The organism is Acidovorax sp. M2(2025), from assembly GCF_049330835.1.
In the GTDB taxonomy this organism is placed as follows: domain Bacteria; phylum Pseudomonadota; class Gammaproteobacteria; order Burkholderiales; family Burkholderiaceae_C; genus Acidovorax.
On the sequence record NZ_CP186262.1, the window covers coordinates 3,458,805 to 3,483,116 of the forward strand.

Here is a 24,312-nt window from a genome sequence, read left to right on the forward strand (position 1 = left end):
TTTTAGCCCTCTAGCGCTTTACTGCAAAGCGCTAACAGCTATCGAAACAATAGCAAACTTCGACACCAAGGAGGAGAAGCACCATGCAAATGCACCCATTGGCCGTGGCCGTCTCGCTGCTGGCCACGCTGGCCGCAGTCCAGGCCCAGGCGCAGACACAGACAGCCCCCGCCCCTGTGGCCGCGGCCGCGGCCGCCCTGCCCGAAGTGAAGGTGACCGACGGCGCCGACAGCAACGCCACCGAGGGCTCCGGCCAGTACACGGCCCGCGAAGTCAGCGTGGGCAAGATGCCCCAGGCGCCGCGCGAGACACCGCAGTCCCTCAGCGTCATCACGCGCCAGCAGCTGGACGACCGCAACCTCACGCGGGTGGAAGAAGCGGTGAAGTTGAGCACCGGCATGACCGTCACGCGCTACGACGGCGCGGGCAACTTCAACACCTTCCAGTCGCGCGGATTCGACCTGGGCTCCATCCAGCACGACGGCGTGCCCATCCCGCAGGGCAACTACGGCATGCTGGACACGGCCGTGTACGACCACATCGAGGTGCTGCGCGGCCCCACCGGCCTGCTGCAGGGCGCCAGCGAACCCGGCGGCACCGTGAACCTGGTGCGCAAACGCGCGCCGTCCAGGCTGGCGCTGAGTGCCGACGCGGCGGTGGGCTCGTTCGGCCTGCGCCGTGGCGTGGTGGACGTGGGCGGCGGCCTCAATGCCGAGGGCACCATCCGCGCGCGCGCCGTCGCGGTGGCGGAAGACAAGGACAGCTACGTCGACACCCTTTTCAACCACAAGCGCCTGGGCTACGGCACGCTGGAGTGGGACCTCACCCCCGCCACCACGCTGTCCGTGGGCGCTGCACAGCAGCGCGTGCGCGCTACCGTCGACCAGGGCCTGCCCGCCTATGCGGACGGCCGCCTGGCCGACCTGCCGCGCGGCGCCTTCGCCGGGCTGCGCGGCAACCAGCAGGACCTGGACACGACCGACGTGTTCGCCGAGCTGGAGCACCGCCTGGACGGCGGCGGCCTGGTGCGCCTGTCGGCACGCGACATCGACCGCACGCAGTTCTACCGGTCGGCGCGCGCCAACAGCGCCTTGGCCGCCAACGGCAGCTTCACCATGGAAACCGTGGACGGAGACTTCCGCGTGCGCACCCGCAACTACGACCTCTTCCTGGCCACGCCGGTGCAGGCGGCGGGCCGCCCCCACAAGCTGCTGGTGGGTGCGAGCTACAACGAGGGCAAGAGCTGGGATGGCAACTTCGCCTACGGACCCAGCCGCCCCTTCAACCTGCTGCAGCCCCAGTACGACCAGCCCTACCCCGCCATCACGCTGCCGGGCTTCAGCTCCATCGTCACCAGGCGCGAGAAGGCGCTGTACGGCCAGTCGCAGATCGGGTTGGCCGACACCGTGAAGCTGCTGGCGGGCGGCCGCATGGCCTGGGCCGAGGCCGTGACGCGCCGCACCAGCGACGGCGCGGCCACCTCCACGGCCGACCCGGGGCGCCAGTTCGTGCCCTCCGTCGCGCTGATGTGGGACTTTCACTCGCAGTACACGGCATATGCGAGCTATGCCGAGACCTTCGTGGTGCAAAGCCAGCTCAACGCGGCCAAGCAACTGCTCGAGCCGCGCACGGGCAAGCAGGTCGAGCTGGGCGTGAAGGGCGAACTCCTGCAAAAGCGGCTGCAGGCCCACGCAGCACTGTTCCGCATCATCGAAGAGAACCGCGCCATCGCGGACCCGGTGGTCGCGGGCGCATCCCTCCCGGGCGGCAAGGTGCGTGCGCAGGGCTTCGAGGCCGAAGTCAGCGGCCAGCCCCGCCCCGGATGGGACATCGTGGCGGGCTATGCCTACAACGACACGCGCTACCTCCAGGCGCCCGCAGCGCAGCAAGGCCAGGTGTTCAGCCCCATCACGCCGCGCCACAGCCTGAACCTGTTCACCCGCCACGCCTTCACCAGCCCCGCGCTGCGCGGCTGGAGCGTGGGGGGTGGCGTGTCGTGGCGCAGCAAGTTCTTTGCACAAAGCGGCACGCTGCGCATCAACGCACCCGGCTACGCGCTGCTGAGCGCCCAGGTGGGCTACCAGATCAACGACCACGTATCGCTGAACCTCTCGGTGGACAACCTGCTGGACAAGACCTACTACGAAAAGGTGTCGAGCGTCTCGCGGCAGAACTTCTACGGCGAGCCACGGCGCGTGACGCTGGCGCTCAAGGCGCGGTATTGAGGCAGGGTGGGGGCCACCGGGCGAGGCCCGCCCTCCCCGCGGGCAGGGGCCGCAGGTCCGCCGCAACGGGGCCCAGCCTGCAATGCCCTGCTCGCTTTACAACAAGAATGCAAACTATTCCCATTTGCAATGTAAACTTGTGTTTTTGCAAGCCACAGCCACGTTCCGGCTGCAGCCAGCACACCCTGTTGTATCCACAACCCGGTTGCCTGGTTTGATGACTTTCCCCCGCATGTCCCTGCCCGGCGCGCCCGCCCCGGGTCGCCCAGTGCCCCCATGGGGTACGGAGCCTGCGCATGCGTGGGTACGTTTGCAAGCGGCAGGCACCCGTTGCCACCCATACGCCCTGCCATGAGCCCCACCGCCCTGCGCCGCTGGAGCTGGACCCACAAGTGGTCCAGCCTGGTGTGCACCGTCTTCATGCTGCTGCTGTGCCTCACCGGCCTGCCGCTGATCTTCCACCACGAAATCGGCCACCTGCTGGGCACCGAGGTGGAGGCGCCGACCCTGCCCGGGGGCACGCCGCGTGCCAGCCTCGACCAGGTGCTGGCCACCGCACAGGCCTTGCACCCCGAGCGCGTGGTGCAGTTCGCATCGCATGCGGAGGACGATGACAACGTGTGGTTCGTCACGCTCACGCCCACACCGGATCCCACCGATGACTTCCGCTCGGTGGCGGTGGACGCCCGTACCGGCCAGGTGCTGGCGCAGCCCCGGTTCGACGAAGGCTTCATGTACGTGATGTTCAAGCTGCACGTGGACCTGTTCGCGGGGCTGCCGGGCAAGCTGTTTTTGGGCTTCATGGGCTTGCTGCTGCTGGTGGCCATCGTGACCGGGGTGGTGCTGTATGCGCCTTTCATGCGCAAGCTGGCGTTCGGCGAGGTGCGCCGCGACCGGTCCACGCGCGTGAAGTGGCTGGACCTGCACAACCTGCTGGGCATCGTCACGCTGGTGTGGGCGTTTGTGGTGGGTGGCACGGGCATGATCAACACGTGGGCCGACCTGCTCATCAAGTACTGGCAGCACGACCAGCTCTCGGCGCTGCTCAAGCCCTATGAGGGCCTGCCCATCGTGCCCGTGGCCGAGCGCGGCCCGCTGCAGCAGGCGCTGGAGGCCGCACAGGCTCAGGCGCCGGGCACCAAGCTGTCGTTCATTGCGTTCCCGGGCACGGCGTTCTCCAGCCCGCACCACAACACATTTTTCCTGCGCGGCAACGAGCCGCTCACGTCCAAGCTGCTCCAACCCGTGCTGGTGGATGCGCGCACGGCGCAGGTCACCGCGTCGCCCCAACTGCCGTGGTACCTGGCGGCGCTGCTGGTGTCGCAGCCGCTGCACTTTGGCGACTACGGCGGCATGCCGATGAAGATCCTCTGGGCGCTGCTGGACATCGCCACCATTGTGGTGCTGGGCAGCGGCTTGTACCTGTGGCTGAAAAAGGGCGTGCAGGCCGTCAGCACCGCCGCGCAGCCCGTCGCCAGGGCCCAGGACGGCTGTGTGGATGGCGACGCCGTGCCCACACCGAGCGCCGCGCGCGTGACCGAGGGGGCCGCATGAAGAAGCCCAGCCCATTCTGGAGCCTGTGGGGCTGGCCCATCGTGCTGGGCGCGCTCACCACCACCGGGCTGCTCACGGCCCTGGTGTCCGACACCTGGGGCGACTGGTGGTCGTGGGTGGCGCTGGGTGTGCCGGTGGCGGTGATGGGCTGGTACAGCTGGGCTCGCTCGCCGGTGCCTGCAGCCTCTGCGACCCACGCAGCCGATTCCGCTGGCCCGGCCTCTGCGCCCTCCGCTCCCCGCTGAGTTTTTGTTTTCCTCCAACTTTCTGTTCACCATGCGTTGCGCTCCACCGACCCACGCCGCCCCGCGGCTGCGCCCTGCCTTCCAAGCCCATCCCATTGCCCTGGGCGCAGCCTGGATGGCGCTGGCCCTGGCAACCCCTGTGCTGCATGCGCAGCAGGCGCCTGTCAATCCCACGGCGGGCGAGGCCAGATCCCTCTCCACCGTCACCGTGAACGCCAGCGCCGACGCCTCGGCCCAGGGCCTCTCGCCCGCGTATGCCGGCGGCCAGGTGGCGCGCGGCGGCCGCGCGGGCGTGCTGGGCACCCGGGACGCGATGGAGACGCCGTTTTCCATCACCAGCTACACCAACGAGTTCATCCAGGACCGCCATGCACGCAGCGTGGGTGACGTGCTGCAAAGCGACCCCACGGTGCGCGTGGCGCGCGGGTTTGGCAACTTCCAGGAGGCGTACTTCATCCGCGGCTTCATCCTGGATTCGGACGACACCGCCTACAACGGCCTGTACAGCCTGCTGCCACGCCAGTACATCGCCACCGAGCTGTTCGAGCGCGTGGAAGTGCTGCGCGGCGCCTCGGCCTTCTTGAATGGCGCCAGCCCCAACGGCGGCGGCATTGGCGGCAGCATCAACCTGCTGCCCAAGCGCGCCCCCAACGAGCCCCTGAACCGCGTGACCTTCGGCGTCTCCAGCGGCGGCCAGACGCAACTGGCGGCCGACGTCGCGCGGCGCTTCGGCCCCGACGGCGACACCGGCATCCGCGTGAACGCGGCCACCCACCACGGCGGCACGGCCGTGAACCATGAAGACGTGAAGCTGGGCCTGGCCGCCGTGGGCCTGGACTGGCGCGGCCGCAGCGTGCGCCTGTCGGGCGACATCGGCTGGCAAGACCACAAGCTCCAAAGCACGCGCACCAACGTGACGCTGGCCTCCGGCGTCACGCAGATGCCGGCGGCGCCGGACGGCAGCGCCAACTTCGCCCAGCCCTGGACGTATTCCAACGAACGCGACACCTTTGGCACGCTGCGCGGCGAGTGGGACATCACGCCGGATGTGACCGGCTGGGCGGCTGCGGGCGCGCGCCGCAGTTCGGAGGCCAACTCCCTGGCCAACCTCACGGTGACCGATAGCACCACCGGCGCGGGCACCACCTACCGCTTCGACAACACCCGCAAGGACAGCGTGGACACCGGCGATCTGGGCCTGCGCGGCACGCTGCAGACGGGCAGCGTGGGCCACGAATGGGTCATGGTGGCGTCGCACTTCAGCGCCGAGAAGAAGAACGCGTATGCCATGGACTTCGGCAACACGCAGGCGACCAACCTGTACGACCCCGTGTACGCGCCGCTGCCAGCGTTGAGCGCCAGCGCCATCCGCGGCGGCAACCTGGCCGACCCGCGCCGCACCGGCAGCACGCGCCTGACCAGCTTTGCCATCGGCGACACGGTGTCACTGCTGGACAAGCGCCTGCTGCTCACGGCCGGGCTGCGGCACCAGGCGATGGAGATTGCCAACTACGCCTACGGCACCGCCGTGCAGACCGACCGCTACGACCAGAGCCGCACCAGCCCGCTGCTCGCCGCCGTCTACAAGCTGGACAAGAGCTTCTCGCTGTACGGCAACTATGTGGAAGGCCTGAGTCAGGGCCAGACCGCGCCCTCCACGGCCGCCAACCGCGGCGAGATGCTGGCGCCCTACGTCGCCCAGCAAAAGGAAGTGGGGGTGAAGTTCGATGGCGGCCGCTTCGGCGGCAGCGTGGCGCTGTTCTCCACCACCAAGCCGCGCGCCTATGTGGGCGCTGACAACATCTTCCGCAGCAACGGCAAGGACCGCCACCAGGGCATCGAGCTGGCCGTGCAGGGCGAGGCCACGCGGGGCCTGCGCGTGCTGGGCGGCCTGACCTGGCTGGACGCCAAGCAGTTGAACACGGGCGCCGCCAGCACCGACGGCCGCCGCGTGATCGGCGTGCCCAGGCTGCAAGCCAACATCGGCGCCGAGTGGGACGTTCCGGGTGTGAGCGGCCTGGCCGTCGATGGCCGCCTGGTGCACACCGGATCGGTGGTTGCCAACGCCACCAACACCATCGCAGTGCCCGCCTGGAACCGGCTGGACCTGGGTGTGCGCTACCTCACCGAGGTGCAGGGCCGCCTGGTCACATTGCGAGCCCGCATGGACAACGCCACCAACCGCAGCTACTGGGCGTCGTCCGGCGGCTACCCCGGCGCGGGCTACCTGGTGGTGGGCGCGCCGCGCACGATCTCTTTGAGCGCCAGCGTCGATTTCTGACGCCATCCGGGCGGTGCGTTCAGCCAGCCGCCCGGCAACCAGCCACCCGTCGCCTGACCACCGGGCGTAGGCAGCCAACCCCTTTCGCACCGTGATGCCGCCCTGCAACCCGCAGGGTGCGCCGCGCTGTGTCCGCCATTTTTGTTGAGAACTCCCGAAAGGAAACTGCCATGTCTTCGTCTTTGCACCTCAAGACCGCCCTGATCGCAGCGGCAACCATCACGGCCGCCGCCACCGCCCAAGCCCACCAGGTGTGGCTGGAAAACGCGGCTGGCCAGGCCCGCCTGCACTTCGGCGAATTCAACGAGAACCTGCGCGAGACTTCGCCCGGCCGGCTGGACCAGTTCCAGGGCGTGCCCGCCCTGGAGCAGCGCACCGGCGCCGCCGCACAGCGCGTGGAAGGCCAGCGGGGCAAGGACGGCTTTCACTACGCCGTGGCCGGCACGCCCGACACGCTGTTCGCCGCCGCCACCTACCCGCTGATCGACCGCAGCAAGCGCAATCTGCCCCCCATGGTCTGGCAGCCCTCAGCCCGCTGGGTGGCCAGCCTGGCCAAGCCCGTCGCGCCCACCGCTCCGCTGGACCTGGTCCCCACCGGCAAGCCCGGCGAGTTCAAGGTGGTCTACCAGGGCGCGCCGCTGCCCAAGGCCAAGGTGCAGCTGGCAGCACCCTCGGGCTGGACGCGCGAGGCCGAGGCGGGGGACGACGGCACGGTGACCTTCGCCATGCCGTGGAAGGGCCAGTACGTGGCCGAGGTGAAGCACAGCGACAAGACGCCCGGCGAAGCGCGCGGCGAGAAATACGGCGAAGCCAGCTACGTGACCACGCTGAGCTTTGTGCTGGCCGACGGCATGGCTTCGCCCGACCTGCCGGCGCCTCCGAAGGCGCACTGAGCGCCCCGCCTCGGCCCCCGCAGACCGGCGCGGCGCCCGGCACCAATGTTTCAACAAAATTGGCCTCCAGCGCTTGCTAAACAAGCGCAATCAGCTATCAATTTAATAGCAAAATGACTCCGACGAAATTTTTGCGAACGGCCGTGGCGCACGCCGCACTGCTGGCTTTGAGCAGCACGGTGCTGGCGCAGGCCGGCGCAGGCGCACCCCCTGCACAAGACGAGGCGCCTGCGCCTTCCCTGCGCCAGGTGGACGTGGTGGACTCCACGGCCGGAGCCGCTGCCACGCCCGCGCGGCGCACGCAAAGCAGCTCGCGCCTGGGCCTGTCCGTGCTGGAGACGCCACGCTCGGTGAGCGTGATCGACGGCGCACTGCTGGAGCAGCAGATGGCCACCACCGAGCGCGACGTGCTGCGCAACGCCTCGGGCGTTTCGTCACGCAGCGAGTACTACGGCTCGTACTCGCAGTTCGCCATTCGCGGGCTGTGGGCCAACAACACCTACAACTACCTGCGCGACGGCGCGAAGTTCGTGCACCTGCTGGACCCTCCGCTGTTCAACATCGAGCGCGTGGAAGTCATCAAGGGCCCGGCCGCGCTGGAGTTTGGCCAGGTGGCGCCGGGCGGCCTCGTCAACTATGTGAGCAAGCGGCCCCAGGCCGACGCGCTGCGCACCGTGAAGATCGGCGCAGGCAGCCACGGCTGGCGCAGCGGCGAGTTCGACCTGACCGGCCCGCTCAACGCCGAGGGCACGCTGCGCTACCGGCTGGACGGCGGCGCCAGCCGGGGCGGCAGTTTTGTGGACGGCAACACGCCCCGCAAGCAGGGCCTTGCGGGCAGCCTGGAATGGCAGCTCGCGCCCGGCACCGTGTGGCGCGCACAGGCCGAGTACCAGGGCATCGACGGCACCTCCACCGCCGGGCTGGCGGTGCCCGACCCCAAGAACCCGCGCAGTGCCGATGCCCTGCCCGTGGGCGCGTTCTACGGCGAGCCCTGGCTTGCCACCGACGGCCACCTGCGCTTTTACTCCACCGAGCTGCAGCACCGCTTTGCCGACGGCCTGGAGGGCCGGGTGCACCTCTCGCGCAACGAGACCTTCCGCAACGTGAACCTGCCCTCGCCGCTGGGCCCCGTCACCAACGGCCGCGTGGCCCGCGGCTACTGGCTGGCGCCGGGGCAGGACTACACCTCCGACACCGCGCTGGCGGAACTGCGCGCGCAGGCGCAGACCGGGCCCGTGCGGCACACGCTGCTGGCCGGGCTGGACTGGCGGGCGATCCAGGGCGTCTACGGCGCACGCGCCACGGGCAACCTGGGGCCCATCGACCTGTACAACCCCGTGGCGGGCCTGGTGGCGCCCGTGCCGGCCGCGGGCGTGGCGCGGCTGTCGTCGGACGCGCGCAACACCGGCGTGTTCGTGCAGGACCGCCTGGCCTGGGGCGACTTCGGCCTGCTGCTGGGCCTGCGCCACGACCGCTTCAAGGACGCCTACACGGCACCGGTCACCGACGTGAGCAAGACCCAGCCCAGCGCCGCCCTGAGCTGGGAGCCGCACCCGGGCAGCATGCTCTACGCCAGCCATGCGCGCTCGTTCCAGGCCAACACCGGCACGCTGCTGTGGGGCGACCGCGCCGCGCCGCCGTCCGAGGGCAAACAGCTCGAAGTGGGCTGGAAGCAGGAGTGGCTGGGCCGGCGCCTGATGACCACCGTGTCGGCCTTCGACCTCACGCTGACCAACGCACCCGCCACCGACCCCGCGCACACCGGCTACTCGGTGCTGACGGCGCGCCAGCGCATCCGGGGCGTGGAGCTGGAGCTGCAGGGCCGCATCACGCCGGCCTGGACGGTCACGGCCCAGGCCAGCCTCCATGACCCGAAGGTGCAGGCCGACACCACGGCCGGCGCCAATGTGGGCCACCGCGTCGCGCTGGCCACGCGCCGCACCGCATCGCTGTGGACGCAGTACCGCCTGCCGCAGTTGCCGGGCTTGTGGGTGGGCGGCGGCCTGGTGCACCAGGGCGACAAGTTCACCGCCAACGACAACCTGTGGCGCCTGCCCGGCTACACCGTGGTGGACCTGGCCGTGGGCTACCAGTTCGCCGGGGGCGTGCGGCTGCAGGCCAACCTGAAGAACGCCGCCAACCGCCGCTACTACATCGACGGCACCACCACGGCCGCAGGCTTTGGCTCCGTCACGCCCGGTCAGCCGCGCAGCCTGCAGGTGTCGCTGGACTACGCCTTCTGAGCGCGCACTGCGGCGCAAGCCCCCTTTCTTTTATTTCAACGATCGGAGAGACCGCACCATGAAACCTGGCACCACCGCCTGCCGCACCGCCATCGCGCAGGCCGCCCTGCTCGCCCTGTGCAGCGCCGCGCAGGCCCAGCCCGCTGCGCCGGAGAACACCGCCGCCCCCGCCGCCGACAAGGCCCTGGCCCCCGTCACCGTGAGCGCCGGCGCGGAGCCGGAGAACCCCACCGCGCCGGTCACCGGCTTCGTGGCCAAGCGGGCGCTCTCGGCCACCAAGACCGACACCCCGCTCATCGAAACCCCGCAAGCCATCAGCGTGGTGACGCGCGACCAGATGGAAGCCCAGGGCGTGCAGACCTTGCGGCAGGTGACGGCGTACACCGCGGGTGCAGTGTCCAACTATTTCGACAGCCGCCAGGACACCTTCAAGGCACGCGGCGGCGACGTGACGCAGTACCTGGACGGCATGGTCCGCTTCATCGGCTACTGGAACGACACCCGGCCCGACCCGTACACACTGGAGCGTGTCGAGTTTCTGCGCGGCCCGTCGTCGGTGCTGTACGGCCAGGGCAGCGTGGGCGGCGTGCTCAACCTCACCAGCAAGCGCCCGCAGGCCGAGCCGATGCGCGAAGTGCAGGTACAGCTGGGCAACCACGCACGCAAGCAGATCGCCGCCGACATGACCGGCAAGCTCACGCAGGACGGTGATTGGCTCTACCGCCTGGTGGCGGTGGGCCGCGACAGCGGCACGCAGGTGGACCATGTGCCCGACGACCGCGTGGTGATCGCCCCCACCGTGACCTGGAAGCCCAGCGCCGCCACCTCGCTCACGCTGCAACTCGCACACCAGAAGGACAAAAGCGGATCGTTGATCGGATTCTTCCCGTGGCAAGGCACGCAGCTGCCCAACAACTACGGGCGGATCCCCACCAGCACCTTCATCAGCGAACCGGGCTGGGACCGCTACAACTCCGAAAGCACCTCCTGGGGCTACCTCTTCAGCCACCAGATCGACAACGCCTGGACCGTGCGCCAAAACCTGCGCCGCAGCTTGAGCGACGTGGACTACCGCACGCTGTACACCAGCTTCACCGCCAACGCAGCGCTGGGCCGCCCCGCACGGCCCGTGTTCAACGCCGACAACCGCACCGTGCTGCGCGATGCCTCGTGGACGCTGGGCAATGCGCGCATGCTGCTGATAGACACGCAGGTCGAAGGCAAGCTGCGCTGGAGCGACACCGAGCACACCGTGCTGGGCGGCCTCGATGCGCAGCGCAACCACTGGGGCCAGCAAAGCTGGCGCGCGGTGGCGCCCTCCATCGACGTCTACAACCCCGTGTACGGCAGTTTCACGCCACCATCGGCATCGGCCCTGGCACGCATGCCCAGCGTGGAGCAGCGCCAGCTGGGCTTCTACGCCCAGGACCAGATCAAATGGGGGCGCTGGACCGCCACACTGGGCCTGCGCCATGACAACGCCCAGAGTGACACCGAAGGCCGCCCTGCCGCCGCCGCGGACGACAAGGCTTGGACCAAGCGCGCCGGCGTCACGTACCAGATGGATGGCGGGTGGGCGCCGTATATCGGCTACTCCGAATCCTTCCAGCCCCTCGGCGGCGCCGACTTCTACGGCACGCCCTTCAAACCCCAGCGCGGCGAGCAGTGGGAGGCCGGCGTGAAGTGGCAGCCCCCGGGCCGCGGCATCGCCGCTTTTGCCGCCGTCTACCAGCTGCGCGAGAAGAACCGCAAGACCAGCGACCCCGGCAACCCGCTCAACAGCCTGCAGATCGGCGAGGTGAAGGTGCGCGGCCTGGAGGCCGAGGTGCAGGCCAGCCTGGCGCGGCAGTGGGACTTCACCCTGGCGTACGCCTTCACCGACGCCAAGATCAGCCGCAGCAATGCGGGCGACCAGGGCACGCCCGTGCCCAGCACGCCGCGGCACACGGCATCCGCCTGGGTGAGCCACCGCTTTGCCAGCACCGGGCGCGGCGGCTGGACGGTGGGTGCGGGCCTGCGCTACACGGGTTCGCAGTGGAGCGGCAATTCGGCCATCACCACCCCGGCCGCCACCCTGGCCGATGCCATGGTGGCCTATGACGCAGGCGACTGGCGCGTGGCGTTCAACGTGGCCAATCTGGCGGACAAGGTGCACATCACCCAGTGCCTGGCGCGCGGGGACTGCTTCTACGGCCAGGCGCGCACCTACACGCTGACATCGACTTACCGTTTCTGAGAACGTGTTTACCCTTTCGCTGGGGGCGCGGAGCGGCGGCAGGCATGCAAAGGGCTTGCTTGCCTGCCTGCAGGCCGCTCGTCCTGGTTGTTGCCCACAAGCAACATTCCAGGACACGAAAGGTGTTTGACCCTGTGGCGGTCACATTCAGTCGCTAGTAGCATGCCTGGGCGTTGCAAAGTGCAACGAATCATCACCATAGGCACCGAATTTGCTTCAGCAATGGGCCCCGGGCGTTACCCAAACGCGCGCCGGCCTGTGATGATTTGTCATCAAACACAATTTGATCTAAGGAAACCTCGCGAATGAAAACAATGAACCGCTGCGCCCTCGCTGCGCTGGCCTTGATCGGTACGTCGGCTGCCTTTGCACAAAGCAGCGTCACGCTGTATGGCCGTATCAACACCACGTTCGAGCGCCAGAAAGACGGCGACGTTTCCAAAACGGGCTTGTTCAACAACTCCTCGCGCTTCGGCTTCAAGGGCGTGGAAGACCTGGGCGGCGGCCTGAAGGCTGGCTTCCAGCTGGAAAGCGGCTTTGACTCCAGCTCCGGCGCGACCGATTCGCGCGGCGTCTTTGCCCGCCAGAGCGAAGTGAACCTCTCCGGCGGCTTCGGCATGGTGCGCCTGGGCAACTTCACGTCGGAGTCGTACTACGCCACGGCCGACTTCATCAGCAACCACAACCACGACACCGGCTCGTCGGCCGACGCCCTGTACGCCTACCCGGCGCGGGACGTCAACAAGATCGCCTACCGCACCCCGAGCCTGGGTGGCGCAACCTTTGAAGCCGGCTGGGCCATGCACGAACAGCCCAGCGGCGCGGGCGGCAAGAACAGCATCGACCTGGCCGCCAACTATGAAGTGGGCGCACTGGGCCTGGGCGCTGGCTACTCCAAGCTGGGCGACCAGAACCAGTTTGCAGTGCGTGCCTCGTACTCCACCGGCCCCTTCGTGCTGGGCGCCTATGTGCAGCGCGACAAGAACGTCTACATCGCCAACGGCGGCAGCCGCAACAACCTGCGCCTGTCGGCCGCCTACATCATGGGCGTGTCGGAATTCCACGTGAACGTGGGCCGCGCCGGCAGCTACGCCAACGTGAGCAACAGCGCCGCCACCCAGTACACCCTGGGCTACAACTACAACCTGAGCAAGCGCACCAAGATCTACACGTACTACACCCGCATCAACAACAGCCAGGCCGCCAACTACGGCGTCTCGGCCGCCGGCAGCGACTTCAGCTCGTTCGCCGTGGGTGTACGCCACAACTTCTGATGGCGCTGCGCCCGCTGCAGCCCTGACGGGCCAGCGGCGGAGCCCAACGCCAAGGGGCCTTGCATCCTGCGCGGATGCAAGGCCCCTTTTTCATACCGTCATATCGCAGCGAATCCCGCAGCGCGCCCTAGCTGGACTGCGCCCGGGTTCAGAACGACTTCTTCAGCAGCCGGTCGACCGACCAGATGCCGCCACCAAAGGCCGCAAAGAACAGGCTGCCGAAGGCCCAGAGGCTGGACAGCTGGACCGCCTTGTCCTGCAGGAGATTGGTGAATACGACACCCCCGTCCATGAGCCGCTTCGCGCCGTTGGGTGTGAGGAACTCCGGGTGCGCCTTGAGTGCCTCCAGGCCCACGCTGCTCAGCAGCGGCTGGGCGTTGTAGGGGTAGTGAAAGTGGAACCAAACGGTCACGAACAGCATGACCGCATTGGCCAACGCAAAGGGCCGCGTCAGCAGCCCCAGGATCAGCGCAATGCCGCCGACGACCTGCATCACGGCCAGCAAGGGCGAGAACAGCCAGCCGGGGTGAAAGCCGATCATCTCGACAAACTGCACCTGGCCCATGGGGTTCAGGATCTTCGGCCAGCCTTCGTGCAGCAGCCAGCCGCCCACGGCCAGCCGCAGCAGGAGCCAGCCGAGGGGCTGGGCAAACTTCTCATACATGCCGGCCAGCGCCGGAATGACCAGGCTTTCTTTGGGAACACTGAAATCAAGAGGGTTGCGCATAAGGTGCCTCGCAGGCGTGAAAGAAGGGATGCAGTGCACCGCAGCGCATTCAAGCAGCTCGCGGGCACAACAGCAGGGAGGATCAGTCCTTCAGCGGAGAGATGCCCTGGACGGGCCCGACCAGGCGCTCGAAGAGGCTCTTGAGACGCTCCACACGGGCACGGTCCCGCATGAACGCCAAGAAGTCCTCGGGACTGGTGTTGTAGTGGTCGATGGTCTGGAAGCCTGGCAGCGGCGCCACGTCCTTGCGGATGGGGAACTGCCGCGGGTTGGAGGCCACCGGCAGCGACAGCTGCCAGCTCATGTACAGCTTGGCCGCGTTCGGGTGCTTGGCATCCTTGAAGATCGCACCGGTCTGCGCCCAGGTGAGGAAGGGGTCGTTCTTGGGCAGCACGAAGCGCAGCGCCGACGACTCCACCGGAACGAAGCTGCCCGACGTGCCGGTCGAAACAGCGTACTTGCCGGCTTCCACGGCGTCGCGCGGGGTCTGCGTGCCGCGCACCCATTGCACGCCATTGGCCTTGAGCTTGTCGATGAAGTCAATGCCGTACTTCTGGATGATCTTGTCGAACATGTACAGCACGGCGTCGTCATCGTTGGGGTACGCGATGATGATGCGGTCCTTGAACTCGGGCTTGAGGAAGTCCGAATAATCGCGCGGTGCGTTCTCTGCCGACACGTAGTTCTTGTTGTAGCTGTTGGCGAAGGTCAGCATGAACAGGCCGGTGAAGCGGCCCGCCGGGTCCTTGTAGGCCGCGGGGATCTGGTCCCAGCCGATGGGCTTGTAGGGCAGCAGCAGCCCGCGGGCGGCCCAGTTGTCGAAATCGTGCAGCGTCTGCAGGTGCGCCACGTCCACTTCCAGGTTCTTGCGCAGCAGTTGCTCTTCGATGCGCGCATCGTGGTACTTGCTCAGGTCGACCACGATGTTGATCTTCATGCCCGGAAAGCGGCGCTCGAAGTTGGACTTGATGCCAAAGCCCTGGGTTACCTCATCGCCACCGGCGTACACGGTCAGTTGGCCGCCTTCCTTGAGGGCAGCCTGGTACAGGTCGTCCAGCGACTGGCCTGCGCCATCACGCTCGACGGCTGCGGCCGCCTGCGGCGGCTGGGCCTGCTGCGCCTGGGCCTGGAGCGAGAAGCCGGAGGCCGCAATGGCGAAAGCCAGGCAAGTCAGGCGCAAAGGGGTACGAATCTTCATATTTTTCTTTCAAGGTCAACGGAAACAGTTAAGCAATGGCAGGGTTCGGTCAACCCCACTTCATCTCGCCCTTGGCGACCTTGGCACCGATCTGCAGTGCGGCCGCCAGGCCCGCGTTGGGGTAGCGCCGGTTCATGGCGGCGATCAAGGCATCGCCATTGGCAGCCTTGGCCACCTCTTCTTCGAAGGCCAGCAGGTAGTCGCGGGTGTACGCCACGGCCGAAACGTCCAGCGCGCCCGTGGCCGACAGGTGGCCCGGCACCACCACGGATGGCTTGCGTGCGGCGATGGCGTCCAGGTTCCTGACCCAGGCCGCGCGCAAAGCGGGCGTCGCGGTGTCCGCCGTCCACACGTGCAGGCCCGAGAAGACCAGCACGCCGCCAAACACGGCGTTCAGCGACGGCACCCACAGGTAGCGGCGCGCGCCCAGATCGCGTGCCTTGACGATCTCGATCACGTTGCCTTCCAGGCTCAGCGAGGGGCCGTCGAAAGGCGCCGGGAAGACGATGTCGGCCAGTGTCTGCGGGCCGTTCTCCTTGAGCTGCGGAGCCCAGGTGTCGATCTTCTTTTGCACGTTGGCGCGGATGGCCGCGATGGTGTCGGAGGCCGCAAGGACCCGGGCGGCCGGGAAGGCGGCCTGGATCGGCGCCAGGCTGAAGTAGTAGTCGGGGTCGCTCTGGCTGATGTAGATGGTGGTCAGCGTCTTGCCCGATGCCTTGATCGCCTCGGCCACGGCCCGGCCGTCGGGCAGCGAGAAACCGCCGTCAATGAGGATGGCCTCCTTGGCGCCCGAGAGCAGCACGGGTGCGCGGAAGAACCCCTTCTCGCCGGCCGGGAAGTGCTTCCATTGCAGTGGTGCGGCGGCTGGCGTGGTGGCGCAGCCCGACAGGGCGGTGGCGGCGCCGGCTGCGGCGGCGGTTTGGACGAAGTCTCTGCGGGTCATCATGAGGGGCCTCGGTGCAAAAAGAAGGTGGGGGGGGGGAAGGAGGAGAAGGCGCTGGCCGCCGGGTGCAGGAAGGCGCGGGTGGGAGGCCGCGCGCTCGCGTGTTCTGGGGCTCTGGCGGGATCCGATGGATTCGATGCAAGGATGGTAGGCACCCCGCATTGACAAATAAATACCACCAAGACAGATAATCTGTATGGCAAAAGCAAACAATACCGAGGAATCCGGCGCCAGCCACCTCGCCAACCTCAAGCGCATGGCGTATTTCGCGGCGGTGGTCGAAACGGGCAGTTTCACGGCGGCCGCCGAACGGCTGGGCATCACCAAGGCCGTGGTCAGCCAGCAGGTGGCGCGGCTGGAGCAGGAATTCCGCACCACGCTGCTCACGCGCACCACGCGCCGTGTGACGGCCACGGAGGCAGGCAAGGTGTTCCACGAGCGCTGCGCCTTGATCCTGAAGGAAGCGCACGACGCGTTCGACGAACTGGGGGAACGGGTGGCGGAGCCGTCCGGCACGCTGCGGCTGACGGCGGCGCTGGATTACGGCATCACGACCATCGTGCCGGCCATCACCGAGTTCACGCGCCGCTATCCGCAGTGCAAGGTGGACGCGATCCTGACCGACCAGTCGCTCGACGTGATGTCCGGCCAGGTGGAGCTGGCGATCCGCGTGGGGTGGTTGACGGACGCGGGGGTGCAGTCCCGGCAGATTGGCGCATTCCGGCAGCTGCTGGTCGCCGCACCGGCGTGGAGGGGCTCCGTGGACGCGCTGGACGACCCCCAGGGCGTGGCCGAGCTTCCGTTCGTGGCCAATACCGCGTTGCGCGACCCCACGCACTGGAGCTTCTCGCGGGGCGAACGGGAACGCCAGAGCGTCTCGGTGCACGCCGTGATGTCGATGGACGCCACGCTGGCGGTGCGCGAGGCGGTGCGCTACGGCGCAGGGCTCTCCGTGCTGCCGGACTATGCCGTGGCCGAGGACCTGGCCACCGGGCGGCTGGTCCAGGTGCTGCCGCAGTGGGTGCTGCCCCTGGGCGGCATCCATGCCGTGTTTCCCACGGCGCGTTTCAGGCCCGCCAAGGTGCGCGCCTTTGTAGACCTGCTGCGGGAGATGGCCCCGGTGGCTGCGCACCGGGGCCCGTGAGTTCGCGGTGCCGGTCGCCCACACCGGGCTGCGCCCGGCGATCGGCCCAGGCGCCGCCCGTGGCTATTTGGCGATGTTCTGCCGCACGAGCTTGGAGGTGACGGGGTGGAAATACGCCTCCACCATCTGCCCGCCCTTGAATCCGTAGACCTCGTAGCAGTTGCCCTTGGCGATCTTGAACGTCACGATCTTGTAGCCGCGGAACTCGGCCAGCAGCCGCATTTCCGCCTCGGGCAGCCATTCGCTGCGGGGCTCGGTGGTGCACGCGTCCTCCAGCCGCTCGCGGCTGAAGCCCGGCGCGGCTGCCGGCGGCTGCGCGGCGGTTTTTTCGGCACCGGCCGCCCAGGCGGACGGCAACGCCAGCGCCGATGCCGCCAGCGCGGCGGCTCCAAGAGAAAAGGGAACGATTCGGCCCACAGGCACCTCCGGTGATTGGTCTTTCCCGCAGGGTAGCCAGCGCAGATTAATCCGCGCTTAGGGACCCTCTACACGAATCGAGCGGAAAGCGTGTGCTGCGGATCGGGAGGGGCTGCAAGGCGCAAAACGCAGCAATAGCCGCAGCTATTGCGAGGCTTTGCAACGCGGCAGACCACCCGAGACTGCAGATGCACGCGGCGCGATGATTCGTGCAGAGGGTCCTTAGGAAGCCCTGCGCGAGCGCCCGGACCGCTGGCGCAGCCCGGCCGCTACCGCCCCAGCACCGCCACCTGCACCTCGGTGCGCACCACGAAACCCAGGCTCTCGTACAGCGCAATGGCAGCCCGGTTGGTCACCCAGGCGTGCAGGAACGGCTGGTCGCCGCGCTGCTGGGCAGCGTGGGCCACGTGCGAAGACAGGCGCCGCGCCAGCCCGCGGCCCCGGAAGTCCGGGTGGACGCAGACTCCGCTGACTTCCGTGCCCCCGCCGAAGCGCATGCGCTCCCCGGCCATGGCTGCCAGCCGGCCGCCGATCCGGATGCCCAGAAAGCGCCCCATGGCATGCGTGCGCGGCAAAAAGGGCCCCGGCTCCGTCAACTGCGCCAGGGCCAGCATCTCTGCCGCATCGGCATCGCCCAGCTCCAGCACCGCGTCCGCGCCCGCTTCCGGCGCAACGGGGCGCGCGGCCAGCATCTGTACGCCCTGCGCGCGCCGAAGGGCCTGCAGTCCTGGCGGCAGCGCGATGGGCGGCACCTGCAGCACGAACACCGACTCCCCCGGCTGCACCAAGGCGCCCAGCGCTGCGAGGCTGGCGCCATCCCCGTCGTCGCGCGCGGAGGCAAAGAGGTTCACGTCGCGCCGGTAGCGGCGGGCGAGCGGCCCGCCCTCCGCCAGGTGGGGAGCGCTAGCCAGCGCAGCCCAGACAGGCCGGTCGAACGGGTTGTTGATTGCATCCTGGTTCATGGTTTCTTCCCTTCTGAACGGCCCGAACGGCCTGCAGCGGCGGGCGGGCTGGCCAGGGCCCGGGCCGAACGCTGCAGCAGCGACGTGCGCTCCAGCCCCTGCTCCACCGCAGCCAGCTGGTCCAGCAACGGCCCCTGCAGCCCGGCGCACACCTGCGCGACCGAGGCATCGAGCAGCGGCCACACCTCGCGCTTGGCCCGGCGCACCAGCGCCTGCCCTGCGGGGCTGAGCGCCAGCCGCCGCACACGCCGGTCGCCCTCCACGGATTCCGACCGCACCAGCCCACGCTCCTCCAGCCCCCGCAGCGAGCGCGTGACCACCGGCTGGCTCACGCCCACCGCGTCGCTCAGCTCCCCCACGCCCAGGGGGCCGTGCCAGTCCAGCGCCGCCAGCAATGGGAAGTGCGCCGCGGGCAGGTCCATGCCGTGCTGGTGCAGCACAGCCTGGGTTTGCGCCTGCAGGGCTTCGCCGATGCGCTTGAAACGGGTTCCCAGCGTGAGGAACCCCAGCTCTTTGACAACGTCATCCACCATTCAAATCACCTCACGATATATATCATGATATGCATTTGACGGACCCCGTCAAGCACTTACAGGGGTTGTGAGGAATCCTCGGGAAGCTGCCTGCGGCAAGCGCCGCAGGGCTTGGCAAGCACCCGCCCCGGCGGCGGCGCCAGGGACGGGATGCGCCGGCGCGGGTCAGACGTTCATGATCGAGACCAGGCGCGTGTTCAAGTGCGCCTCGATGGCCTCGGGCCCGCCTTCGGAACCGTAGCCCGAGTCCTTGAGCCCGCCAAACGGCAGCTCGGCCGCAGGCGCGGCAGCCTGGTTGATCCACAGCATGCCCACTTCCAGCCGCTGCGCCAGCAGGTGCGCGTTCTTCAGCGAGGAAGTGAAGGCGTAGCCCGCCAGGCCGAACGGCAGGCGGTTGGCTTCGGCGATGGCGTCCTCGATCTTTTGGAAGCCGCGCACGGCCGCCACCGGGCCGAAGGGCTCTTCGTTCACGATGCGGGCCGACAGCGGCACGTCGTTGAGCACCGTGGGCTGGAAGAAATTGCCCTCGCTGCCAATGCGCTCGCCACCCGTCACCAGCGTGGCCCCCTGCTGCACGGCGTCGGCCATCAGGTCGGCCATGGCGGTGACGCGGCGCGGGTTGGCCAGCGGACCCATCTGCGTGCCGGCCGTGAGGCCGTCGCCCACCTTGAGGCCCTGCGCGTACTTGGCGAAGGCGGCCACGAAGTCGGCGCGGATGCTCTCGTGCACCAGGTAGCGCGTGGGCGAGATGCACACCTGCCCCGCGTTGCGGAACTTGGCGCCGCTGCTGATCTTGATGGCCAGCTCCAGGTCGGCGTCCTCGGCCACGATGACCGGCGCGTGGCCGCCCAGCTCCATCGTCACCCGCTTCATGTGCTTGCCGGCCAGCGCGGCCAGCTGCTTGCCCACGGGCGTGGAACCCGTGAAGGTGACCTTGCGGATGATGGGGTGCGGGATGAGGTAGCTGGAGATCTCGGCCGGGTCGCCGTACACCAGGCCCACCGTGCCTGCAGGCACGCCGGCGTCGGCAAACGCACGGATCAGCTCGGCCGGGCTGGCGGGGGTTTCCTCTGGCGCCTTGACCAGGATGGAGCAGCCCGCGCCCAGCGCAGCGGCCAGCTTGCGCACGACCTGGTTGATGGGGAAGTTCCACGGCGTGAACGCGGCCACGGGGCCCACGGGGTCCTTCAGCACCATCTGCGTGGCCTTGAGGTTGCGCGACGGCACGATGCGGCCGTACACGCGCAGCGATTCGTCGGCAAACCATTCGATGATGTCGGCCGAGGCCAGGGTCTCGACCTTGGCTTCGGCCAGCGGCTTGCCCTGCTCCTGCACCATGATGGCGGCGATGGCCTCGGCGCGCTCGCGCATCAGGGCCGCGGCGCGGCGCATGGTCTTGGCGCGCTCGGCGGCGGGCATGTCGCGCCAGGCCTCAAACCCCTTTTGCGCGGCCTCCAGGGCGCGGTCCAGGTCCGCCTTGGTGGCATGGGCCACGCGGCCGATTTCTTTGCCGGTGGAGGGGTTGAACACGGCAAGGGTCTTGCCCTCGACGGCGTCTTGCCATTGGCCTGCGATGAAGAGCTGGGTGTTGGGGTAGGTCATGGGTGTGCTGGGTTCCGTGCGGCGGTCAGATAGATGAGCCAAAGGGTTGGAAAAAATCGAAAAATCACTATACGCCTGCGATGATGACCGTGTTGTTGAAGGAGATTGCATGCGAGCAGTAGTTCAAAGCCTCGAAGAGTCGCGCATCCGCGAGGTCGCCAACGAGGGCCTGGGGCGCAGCGATGTGCTGAAGTTCTGGTTTGGCGAGAGCGACGAGGTAACCCCCGATTTCATCCGCGAGGCGGCCATCGCGTCGCTGCAGCACGGTGAAACCTTCTATGCCCACAACCTCGGCCTGCCGGAGCTGCGGCACGCCATCGCGGGCTACATGCACGGCTTGCACCCGCAGCAGCACACCGATGCGTGGTTTGACCGCATCGCCGTGACGTCCGGCGGAGTGAACGGCCTGATGGTCGCCATGCAGGCGCTGCTGGATGCAGGCGACGAGGTGGTGCTGGTCACGCCCGTGTGGCCCAACCTGGTGGCCCAGCCGCGCATCCTGGGCGCCCAGGTGCGCACCGTGCCGCTGGTGGCCGATGCGCACGGCGCCTGGCGGCTGGACATGGACGCGCTGCTGGCCGCCGTCACGCCCACGACGCGCCTCTTGGTCGTCAACGCCCCCAACAACCCCACCGGCTGGACGCTGACGCGGGACGAGCAAGCCGCCATCCTGGCGCACTGCCGCCGCACGGGCACGTGGATCCTGGCAGACGAGGTGTACGAGCGCCTGTACTACGCGGGCGACACGGCCAACGGCGCCGCGCCCAGCTTTCTGGACGTGGCCACACCCGAAGACCGGCTGATCGTGACGCACAGCTTCTCCAAGAGCTTTTTGATGACCGGCTGGCGCCTGGGCTGGCTGGTGCTGCCGCCTGCGCTCACGCACGCCGTGGGCAAGCTGATCGAGTTCAACACCTCCTGCGCGCCGGTGTTCGTGCAGCGCGGGGCCACGGTGGCGCTGCAGCGCACCCATGAAGTGACGCCAGCGCTGGTGGCGCACCTGAAGACCTGCCGGGACACGCTGGTGCCGCTGCTGGCCGATGTGCCGGGCGTGTCGGTGGCCACGCCGCTCGGGGGCATGTATGCGTTCTTCCGCATCGACGGTTACGACGATTGCCTGGCGCTGGCCAAGCGCCTGGTGCGCGAGGCGGGATTGGGGCTGGCGCCGGGCAGTGCGTTTGGGGGCGAGGCGTCGGGGTGGCTGCGGTGGTGCTTTGCAAGCCAGGATGTGGGGAGGCTGGAGGAAGGGGTTCGGAGATTGAGGGGGTGGCTGAAGGGGTGATGGGAAAGGTCGTTTTTAGGTTTTTTTTGGCTCTAGCGCTTGGTGGGAAAGCGCTGGCAGCTATTGTTTTTGTAGTGTTATGGCCGCCTTTTCGTTCGGGTTGAGGCTGTCGAAGCATTGACTGGTACTTTCGCTCGCTGTTCTGTGCGGCATGCTTGTTTGGGGTGCGGAGGCCGGGTCTCGGCCCGGCGGCCGAGGTACTTGTTCTTTGCTTCGCCAAAGAAAAGTACCCAAAAGAAAGGCGACCCTACAGGCTGCGTCCCTTCGCTTCGCTACGGGCAACCTGCGGTGCTCGGTCAGGGGGCGCCACCGCAGAACTCACTGCGCTGCTTCGCAGCTCCGTTCGGACAACTGCGGTGAGTCAGAGCACGAAGTGCGTGTGTCCTGCGGCACACGCACGCGCCCCCTGCCCTGCGCTCCTCGGCGCATCCTGAAGGGAACCCGGGGAGCGGACATCCACACGGGCCATTGCTTCGCTGCGCTGCGCTCGGCCCCGCCGTCGCGGGCGCAAGCGCCTCGCGCTGCGAAAGCCAGGCCGAGCGCAGCAATGGCCCGAATGGCTGTTTGGATGTCCGGCTGTCCCACCCCTGCTGGCTGCGCCTGCGGCGGGGCGGTTGCGGGGTGGCACGGGCGTCGGAGCGCCCGTGCTTCGTGAACTGACTCGCCGCAGTTGTCCGAACGGAGCTGCAACGCAGCGCAGTGAGTTCTGCGGCGCACCCCGCAACCGCCCCGCCGCAGGTTTGCCCTGTAGCGAAGCGAAAGGGTCGCAGACTGGGGGTCGCCTTCTCTTTGGTGACTTTCTCTTGGCGAAACAAGAGAAAGTTACCGCGCCGCCGGGCGCGCATCCCGGCTCCCGCCCTCAGCACAAGCATGCCGCACAGAACAGCGAGCGAACGTACCTGTCAAAGCTTCGACAAACTCAGACCCAACGGGCAGGAGGGAAAAAAACTATAAAAACAATAGCTGCCAGCGCTTGATAGGCAAGCCCTGGAGCCAAAAAACACTTAAAAAACTACGGCATCACCTGCGCCACACTCTCCGCCGGCTGATCCCCCCACCCACCACCAAGCGCCCGAATCAACCCCACCGTCGCCACATACTGCGCCGTCCGCACCTGCAGCTCCTGCCGCCGATTGCGCAACTCGCTGCGCCGCGCATCCAGCAACTCCAGCTGGCTCACCAGCCCATTGCGGTACCGCGCATCCGACAGCTGCGTGGCCCGCCGCGCCGCCGTCACCGCCCGCCCCTGCGCCTCGGCCTGACCGGACAGCAGACGCAGCGAGGTCAGCTGGTCCTCCACGTCACGAAACGCATTGAGCACCTGCCCCCGGTGGTCCGCCAGCGCAGCCTCCAGACGGGCCTGGGCCCCCTCGATCTGCGCGGTGCGCTGGCCGCCGTCAAAGAGCGGCAGCGACAGCAGCGCGCTCACGCCCCACGCGCGGGCCGACCACTTGAACAGGTCACCCAGCTCCGGCGATGCATGCCCCGCGTTGCCCGTGAGCGTGACGGCCGGGAACCACGCCTTCTGCGCCACGCCCACGCGGGCCTGGGCCGCGAGCACGGCGGCCTGCGCGGCCGACACGTCGGGGCGGCGCGCCAGCACGGTGCCGGGCACGCCGGGCGGGATCACGGGCAGCGCGGCATCGCCCGTCGCGGGCGGCAGCACAAAGCCACTGGCCACCTCGCCCGCCAGCACGGCGAGGGCGTTGGTGAGCAGGGCCTGCTGGCGCTGCAAGGCCAGGGCATCGGACTCGGTGGCGGCCACTTCGGTCTGCACGCGGGCCACGTCCAGCTCGGCCACGTCGCCGGCCTGCAGGCGGCGCTGGGTGAGGCGCAGGGTGTCCTGGTACGCGGCCAGGCTCTCTTGCACCAGCACCTGCTCGGCCTGCACGGCACGCAGCTGCAAATAGGTCTGCGCCACATCGGCCTGCACCATCAGGCGCGTGCTTTGCAACAGGGCTTCGCGCGCATCGGCGTCCAGCCGGGCTGCGTCGCTGGTTTGCGCAAGGCGGCCAAACAGGTCCAGTTCGTACGAGGCGTTGAGCCCCGCCGTGCCCAGCGTGGCCGGGGCTGCGCTGCCCGTGGTGGCAGCCCCCGCCTGGCGCGTGACGCCCGCCGAGGCGCCCACCTGCACCGAGCGCGCGGCGTCGGCCGATCGCAGCAGCGTGCGTGCTTCTGCCAGGCGTGCGGCCGCCTGCTGGATGCTGGTGTTGGCCTGGCCCGCGCGCTGGATCAGATCCGCCAGCACGGGGTCTTGAAAGCCCAGCCACCATTCGCCGCGCGGCTGCGCTTCGGCGGGGGCTGCGACCGTCCAGGGGGCGGTGGGCAGCGCGTCGCCCCCTGCCGTGAAGCGGGCGGGCACGGGCACACCCACATACGGCGCAGGGGCCACAGGCTGGGTCATGCAACCGGCCAGCACCAGGGCGGCGGCCAGGGGCGCCAGCAGGCTTCGCTTGCGCACGCCCAGAGTGGCGCCGTCGGCAGAGTTCTTCGTCGTCAAAAGCAAATCGGTCATGGTTGTCCTCCTGCCCCGCTCGATGCACCCGCTGCATT

18 protein-coding genes are annotated in these 24,312 nt (G+C 68.4%); 10 read left to right on the top strand and 8 right to left on the bottom strand.

The window, feature by feature from the left end:
- Nucleotides 1-83 precede the first annotated feature (83 nt).
- From ACOYR3_RS16005 to ACOYR3_RS16040, 8 genes are all read left to right on the top strand, one after another.
- Nucleotides 84-2,225: a TonB-dependent siderophore receptor gene (locus ACOYR3_RS16005; protein ID WP_422843315.1), complete on the top strand. Its 2,142-nt coding sequence runs from the start codon at nt 84-86 to the stop codon at nt 2,223-2,225.
- A gap of 351 nt (nt 2,226-2,576) precedes the next feature.
- Entirely contained in the window at nt 2,577-3,779 is a 1,203-nt protein-coding gene (locus ACOYR3_RS16010; protein WP_422843316.1) for a PepSY-associated TM helix domain-containing protein, read from the top strand.
- The gene (locus tag ACOYR3_RS16015) at nt 3,776-4,024 is read left to right on the top strand and encodes a hypothetical protein (RefSeq protein WP_422843317.1); all 249 of its coding nucleotides are present in this window, start codon (nt 3,776-3,778) and stop codon (nt 4,022-4,024) included. The genes ACOYR3_RS16010 and ACOYR3_RS16015 overlap by 4 nt, the downstream gene beginning before the upstream one ends.
- A gap of 31 nt (nt 4,025-4,055) precedes the next feature.
- Nucleotides 4,056-6,305: a TonB-dependent receptor gene (locus tag ACOYR3_RS16020; protein ID WP_422843318.1), complete on the top strand. Its 2,250-nt coding sequence runs from the start codon at nt 4,056-4,058 to the stop codon at nt 6,303-6,305.
- A gap of 170 nt (nt 6,306-6,475) precedes the next feature.
- The gene (locus tag ACOYR3_RS16025) at nt 6,476-7,198 is read left to right on the top strand and encodes a DUF4198 domain-containing protein (protein ID WP_422843319.1); all 723 of its coding nucleotides are present in this window, start codon (nt 6,476-6,478) and stop codon (nt 7,196-7,198) included.
- A 113-nt stretch (nt 7,199-7,311) separates the two neighbouring features.
- On the top strand, nt 7,312-9,441 hold the full coding sequence (locus tag ACOYR3_RS16030; RefSeq protein WP_422843320.1) for a TonB-dependent siderophore receptor: 2,130 nt from the start codon (nt 7,312-7,314) through the stop codon (nt 9,439-9,441).
- 58 nt (nt 9,442-9,499) lie between these two features.
- Nucleotides 9,500-11,677: a TonB-dependent siderophore receptor gene (locus ACOYR3_RS16035; protein WP_422843321.1), complete on the top strand. Its 2,178-nt coding sequence runs from the start codon at nt 9,500-9,502 to the stop codon at nt 11,675-11,677.
- 305 nt (nt 11,678-11,982) lie between these two features.
- On the top strand, nt 11,983-12,951 hold the full coding sequence (locus ACOYR3_RS16040) for a porin (RefSeq protein ID WP_422843322.1): 969 nt from the start codon (nt 11,983-11,985) through the stop codon (nt 12,949-12,951).
- 148 nt (nt 12,952-13,099) lie between these two features.
- Here ACOYR3_RS16040 and ACOYR3_RS16045 read toward each other — a convergent pair whose 3' ends face one another.
- The 3 genes from ACOYR3_RS16045 to ACOYR3_RS16055 all read right to left on the bottom strand — a co-directional run bounded on the left by ACOYR3_RS16045 (nt 13,100) and on the right by ACOYR3_RS16055 (nt 15,822).
- A complete protein-coding gene (locus ACOYR3_RS16045; protein ID WP_422843323.1) occupies nt 13,100-13,678 on the bottom strand; it encodes a DoxX family protein in 579 nt (192 codons plus the stop codon).
- An 82-nt stretch (nt 13,679-13,760) separates the two neighbouring features.
- The gene (locus ACOYR3_RS16050; protein WP_422843324.1) at nt 13,761-14,876 is read right to left on the bottom strand and encodes an ABC transporter substrate-binding protein; all 1,116 of its coding nucleotides are present in this window, start codon (nt 14,874-14,876) and stop codon (nt 13,761-13,763) included.
- 49 nt (nt 14,877-14,925) lie between these two features.
- Nucleotides 14,926-15,822 carry a twin-arginine translocation signal domain-containing protein gene (locus ACOYR3_RS16055; protein ID WP_422843325.1) on the bottom strand — a complete coding sequence of 299 codons (897 nt, stop codon included), beginning with the start codon at nt 15,820-15,822 and terminating at the stop codon, nt 14,926-14,928.
- A 193-nt stretch (nt 15,823-16,015) separates the two neighbouring features.
- Between ACOYR3_RS16055 and ACOYR3_RS16060 the strand changes: the two genes are divergently transcribed.
- On the top strand, nt 16,016-16,963 hold the full coding sequence (locus tag ACOYR3_RS16060; RefSeq protein ID WP_422843326.1) for a LysR substrate-binding domain-containing protein: 948 nt from the start codon (nt 16,016-16,018) through the stop codon (nt 16,961-16,963).
- A gap of 63 nt (nt 16,964-17,026) precedes the next feature.
- On the opposite strand, the gene ACOYR3_RS16065 is transcribed toward ACOYR3_RS16060, so the two are convergent.
- From ACOYR3_RS16065 to ACOYR3_RS16080, 4 genes are all read right to left on the bottom strand, one after another.
- The gene (locus ACOYR3_RS16065) at nt 17,027-17,380 is read right to left on the bottom strand and encodes a PepSY domain-containing protein (protein ID WP_422843327.1); all 354 of its coding nucleotides are present in this window, start codon (nt 17,378-17,380) and stop codon (nt 17,027-17,029) included.
- 269 nt (nt 17,381-17,649) lie between these two features.
- Nucleotides 17,650-18,342, bottom strand: coding sequence for a GNAT family N-acetyltransferase (locus tag ACOYR3_RS16070; RefSeq protein WP_422843328.1), 693 nt, complete (start codon nt 18,340-18,342; stop codon nt 17,650-17,652).
- The gene (locus ACOYR3_RS16075; RefSeq protein WP_422843329.1) at nt 18,339-18,875 is read right to left on the bottom strand and encodes a MarR family winged helix-turn-helix transcriptional regulator; all 537 of its coding nucleotides are present in this window, start codon (nt 18,873-18,875) and stop codon (nt 18,339-18,341) included. The genes ACOYR3_RS16070 and ACOYR3_RS16075 overlap by 4 nt, the downstream gene beginning before the upstream one ends.
- 165 nt (nt 18,876-19,040) lie before the next feature.
- The gene (locus ACOYR3_RS16080; protein WP_422843330.1) at nt 19,041-20,477 is read right to left on the bottom strand and encodes an NAD-dependent succinate-semialdehyde dehydrogenase; all 1,437 of its coding nucleotides are present in this window, start codon (nt 20,475-20,477) and stop codon (nt 19,041-19,043) included.
- Nucleotides 20,478-20,586: 109 nt separating this feature from the next.
- On the opposite strand from ACOYR3_RS16080, the gene ACOYR3_RS16085 reads away from it, so the two are divergent.
- The gene (locus tag ACOYR3_RS16085) at nt 20,587-21,759 is read left to right on the top strand and encodes a pyridoxal phosphate-dependent aminotransferase (RefSeq protein ID WP_422843331.1); all 1,173 of its coding nucleotides are present in this window, start codon (nt 20,587-20,589) and stop codon (nt 21,757-21,759) included.
- A 1,012-nt stretch (nt 21,760-22,771) separates the two neighbouring features.
- On the opposite strand, the gene ACOYR3_RS16090 is transcribed toward ACOYR3_RS16085, so the two are convergent.
- Nucleotides 22,772-24,274 (bottom strand): efflux transporter outer membrane subunit, encoded by a 1,503-nt coding sequence (locus ACOYR3_RS16090; protein ID WP_422843332.1) that lies wholly within the window; start codon nt 24,272-24,274, stop codon nt 22,772-22,774.
- Nucleotides 24,275-24,312: the final 38 nt, after the last annotated feature.